The organism is Moorena sp. SIO2C4 (assembly GCF_010672485.1).
Classification (GTDB): Bacteria; Cyanobacteriota; Cyanobacteriia; order Cyanobacteriales; family Coleofasciculaceae; genus Moorena; species Moorena producens.
The window spans coordinates 1-4,097 of the sequence record NZ_JAAHGN010000687.1; the positions used below are offsets into that span (position 1 = coordinate 1).

Genomic DNA, 4,097 nt, shown 5'->3' on the forward strand with positions numbered 1-4,097 from the left:
CTACACACTTTGCATACACGTCGCTCTTGGAATCGGGAATCGGGAATCTGGAATCGGGAATCGGGAATCGGGAATCGGGAATCGGGAATCGGGAATCTGGAATCGGGAATCGGGAATCGGGAATCGGGAATCGGGAAAAAATCCTGTCTACCTGATGAATATGATAACCGCTATTTTAAAAATAAGTAATAGATATAAGAGAGTGAAGAAAGATAATTAAATTAAAAAAGTATTGATAAAATTGCCAACTATTTTAGCCTAAAAGTCCTAAGGTATGTTTTGTTTTTTTTAGGCAGGGTTGATTGGAAAAACGTTCAATTGGCTAGACTTCAGTCTATTAATCATTGGTCATTGGTCATTGTTAACCAGCTTTTATCCTGTTTTAAATGATGTTATTGACAGTTCTAATTCGTGGTTTTTAGAAGCGCTTAATCTTCCCAAAGCAGCAAGGGCATGATTGCCCAGTCACGAAGTCAGGTCAGCTTGAACGCGATCGCGTGGCCGAAAGGCCAAGCTTGATGGTTGAACGCGATCGCGTGGCCGAAAGGCCAAGGTTGAAGCTTGAAGGTTGAAGGTTGAACCCGATCGCGTGGCCGAAAGGCCAAGCTTGATGGTTGAACGCGATCGCGTGGCCGAAAGGCCAAGGTCGATGGTTTGATAGTTTGAAGGTTTGATGGTTGAAGATTAGAGGCTTAAGAACTGAAAGCCGGATGTATAACTGGCCACCTGTAACGTTAAACCTGTCAAATATAAACTTTAAAGTTAAATATGCACATTATAACGTTAAACCTGTAACTTGTAACGTTAAACCTGTAACCTGTAACTTTCAACCTGTAACTTTCAACCTGTAACTTTCAACCTGTAACCTTCAACCTGTAACCTTGGCCTTTCGGCCACGCGATCGCGTTCAAGCTGTAACCTGTAACTTTCAACCTGTAACCTGTAACCTGTAACCTGTAATCTGTGACCATTCAACTGATCAGGTGATATATGCTAAAAAAAGCCATCGTATTAGTATCTATCGTACTGCTTGCCTTCGGTACAGTTGTAGCAATTGATAGCTTCGAGGGATATAAAGATAGGATAACCATTGCGATCGCAGCTCCGTTAAGCAATGCTAGTGAATCAGCACAACGCTCAGGCAGAGCAATGGTAGACGGTGCTGAACTTTACATTAACCAAGTTAACAAGGCTGGCGGTGTTAAGGGCAAAAAGTTGAAGCTAGAGGTTTATGATGACCAAGGCAATCCGGATGTGGCACGCCAGGTTGCTCAGAAGATTGCTCAATCAAATGCGATCGCAGTGATTGGTCATTACAGTAGTGGGGTATCTACGGCTGCTGGCAAAGTTTATCAAGACCATAAGATTCCTGCGGTGACCGGCTCAGCTACTGCTGATGCGGTCACCCAATCGAACACTTGGTATTTTCGCACCATTTTTTCTAACAGTGCTCAGGGTACTTTTATCGCCAATTATATCCAAAAGATTCTGGGATCTTCCAAGATTAGCCTAGTTTACAGCCCCAGCACTTATGGCTTGACCTTAGGGAAGACTGTTGAAGAGACGTTTCGGGAGTTAGGGGGAGAAGTAGTAAGTAAGTGGGTATTAGGGGATGATATAGACCAAGCCATAGAAACGATTTATCAAGATTTATTGGCTTTAAACAATAGCGGGAAAGACCCAGGAGTGATTGTGATGACAGCGAATCGCAATCAAGTGGCTGGATTAATTGCAAAAATGAGGAGTTCTGGGATGAATTTCCCCATTTTTGGCGGTGACTCCTTAGCCGAAATATCCCTGGGGCAACGGTTTGAAGACTCCCCAGAGGAGATGGATGAACCAGGCTTCTTTACCAATGGAATTTATGCCATTGCTCCGATTATTTTTGACATTTCTGATGATGGGGGTCAACAGTTCAGAAACGAATTTGAAAAGAAGTACAAACAAGCGCCGGGATGGGTGGCGACTTGCTATTATGATGCGGCAAAAGCCATTGTTGAGGCAATTAAGCGCTCTGATCTTACCTGGGACGATTTACCCAAAAACCGTTTGATGCTCAAAGAGAGCTTAGCAACTATTAATAGCCAGGAAACGGCGTTCAAGGGGGCAACCAGAAATATTTATTTTGACTATTACGGCAATGCAGTAGCACCAGTTTTTGTGGGTATTTTTGATAGAAGAAATTTTATTTCAGCGTTTAGCCAGCTGCAAATAATACCGGACTTACGGGCTGTTGCTAATCTGCAAGAACAGCTCGACAGTGGTGAAATTGTAAAGGTTGGTAATAACTATATGGTAAAAACCCATATCGTTTACACCGGGATGGATATCAATGAGATTAGTCACATAGATGAAAAAACGTCCTCCTATTTGGTGGATTTTTACATTTGGTTTAGGTACCAAGGCGATATTACTGCAGACCAAATCGAGTTCACAAATTATGGCATTGAGCGGCTAGATTCAGGAGAAAAATTGACCTTAAAGGAACCGATAGATACAGATTTAAACGATGATATAAATTATAAAGTATACCGGGTTAAAGGCGATTTTCATGAAAAGTTTGATTTTCATGATTACCCGTTTGACCATCAGACTCTATCAGCGAGATTTCGACATATTAACCTAACTCGGGACAAGCTAATTTATGTAGTGGACTTCGTGGGAATGCGAGATACCACTACAGAAGAAGTTCTCAAAAATTGGGAGAGAGCTAAAGTGTTTGAGAAGATTACCGATTGGAGTGTTGAGAATGCTACCTTTTTCCAGGATACGGTGATTAACGATTCCACTTTGGGCAATCGACGATTTATCGACACAGATTCAGATATCGAATATTCCCGATTCAATGTGGTTATTAAAATCAAGCGGGATTTAGTCAGTTTCAGTATCAAGAATCTATTGCCTCTACTGTTTTTTGTGGTGGTGGGATACCTGTTCATGTTTCTCCCTTTCGATCACATGTCCGTAGAAGCAGTAAGTGGCTTGCTACTAGCGATTGTATTTTACCATTTGAGCTTGATAGAAGGACTACCGGAGGGGGTTGGCTATGTAGTGGCTCTCGACTATGCCTTTTTTATCGTTTACGTACTCAATGGCTTACAGTTGTTGATGGTGGTGATTGGGAATAGTGAGGGGTTTCAGTCTGGTAAAATCAAGATTAGCAAATTAATGGAGTTTGGAAGAGTGGCGTTTCCAGTAATTTTGGTAGTTTACACGTCTCTTCTGTGCTGGCGGTATTTGTAGCAATTTGTTAATTGTTAATTGTGATTTGAAATTTAACATTTGCCTTTTACCTTTTGGAGGTAGCTATGGTGAGCTGTTGTAGGGCATCAGAAATTTCTACAGGTAGTGGGGTGGGCTGATGAAGTTGTCGCGTTGAGGTGGCAAGACTGGCAACAGAAGCAGCTGTGCGTTTTTGTATCACGTCTAAGGATTCTGGCAGCTTGAGTCGTTGACCTTGTTTGATGACTTGTTCCAGCAGAGGTTGCTCATGATCTTGGCAGGATTCACTCATCAATCCTAGCCGGTCTTTGATAACTGTATCTTGGTGAAATTGGCGATAGATTTGCTTGCGCCCTGGATAGGTGATTTTGCTACTGGACTGTTTCATGGTGGGAATGCCATCAATTTCTACTAATTTGTAGACTCCATTGACTGGGTTTCCAGTGACTAGCCGAGTTCCGAGTCCATAACCGTCGATACAAGCACCAGCCTGTTTGAGTCTGGCTATTTCATACTCGTCTAAATCCCCACTGGCAAAAATTGAGACATTGGGTAAATGCGATCGCACTTTTTGGGACAAGGTGACTAAATCCCCAGAATCCAAACGTACTCCAGTCACTTGGATTTCCCCAGCTGCGATTCGTTGAGCCAGACTCTTAGCGGCTGCTACAGTATCGTAGGTATCTATTAATAAGGGAGCATTGGGAAAATAGCGATAAAAGGCCGTAAAGGCATCCTGCTCACTTCCAGATACTGCTGTGATCGCCATCACCAAAGCATGAGCCATGGTTCCTTGAGGCTGACATCCTAATTTCAGGGCTGCTAATACATTAGATGTGCCATCCAATCCAGCTGCTATAGCTGCTCGTGCTGCA

4 protein-coding genes are annotated in these 4,097 nt (G+C 42.8%); 2 read left to right on the plus strand and 2 right to left on the minus strand.

The annotated features are described in order from the left end of the window. A partial coding sequence (locus F6K20_RS27200; RefSeq protein WP_287296725.1) for a hypothetical protein occupies positions 1-189 on the plus strand: 189 nt, incomplete at its 5' end. 284 nt (positions 190-473) lie between these two features. Here the strand turns inward: F6K20_RS27200 and F6K20_RS27205 are convergent. Then, positions 474-644, minus strand: a complete 171-nt coding sequence (locus F6K20_RS27205; RefSeq protein ID WP_154659666.1) for a hypothetical protein — start codon at positions 642-644, stop codon at positions 474-476. Positions 645-990: 346 nt separating this feature from the next. Between F6K20_RS27205 and F6K20_RS27210 the strand changes: the two genes are divergently transcribed. Further along, complete coding sequence (locus F6K20_RS27210; RefSeq protein ID WP_008179362.1) at positions 991-3,243, plus strand: ABC transporter substrate-binding protein; 2,253 nt, start codon at positions 991-993, stop codon at positions 3,241-3,243. Between the two features lie 46 nt (positions 3,244-3,289). On the opposite strand, the gene F6K20_RS27215 is transcribed toward F6K20_RS27210, so the two are convergent. After that, positions 3,290-4,097, minus strand: an 808-nt coding sequence (locus F6K20_RS27215; protein WP_502708884.1) for a beta/alpha barrel domain-containing protein, incomplete at its 5' end; no start/stop codon positions are given.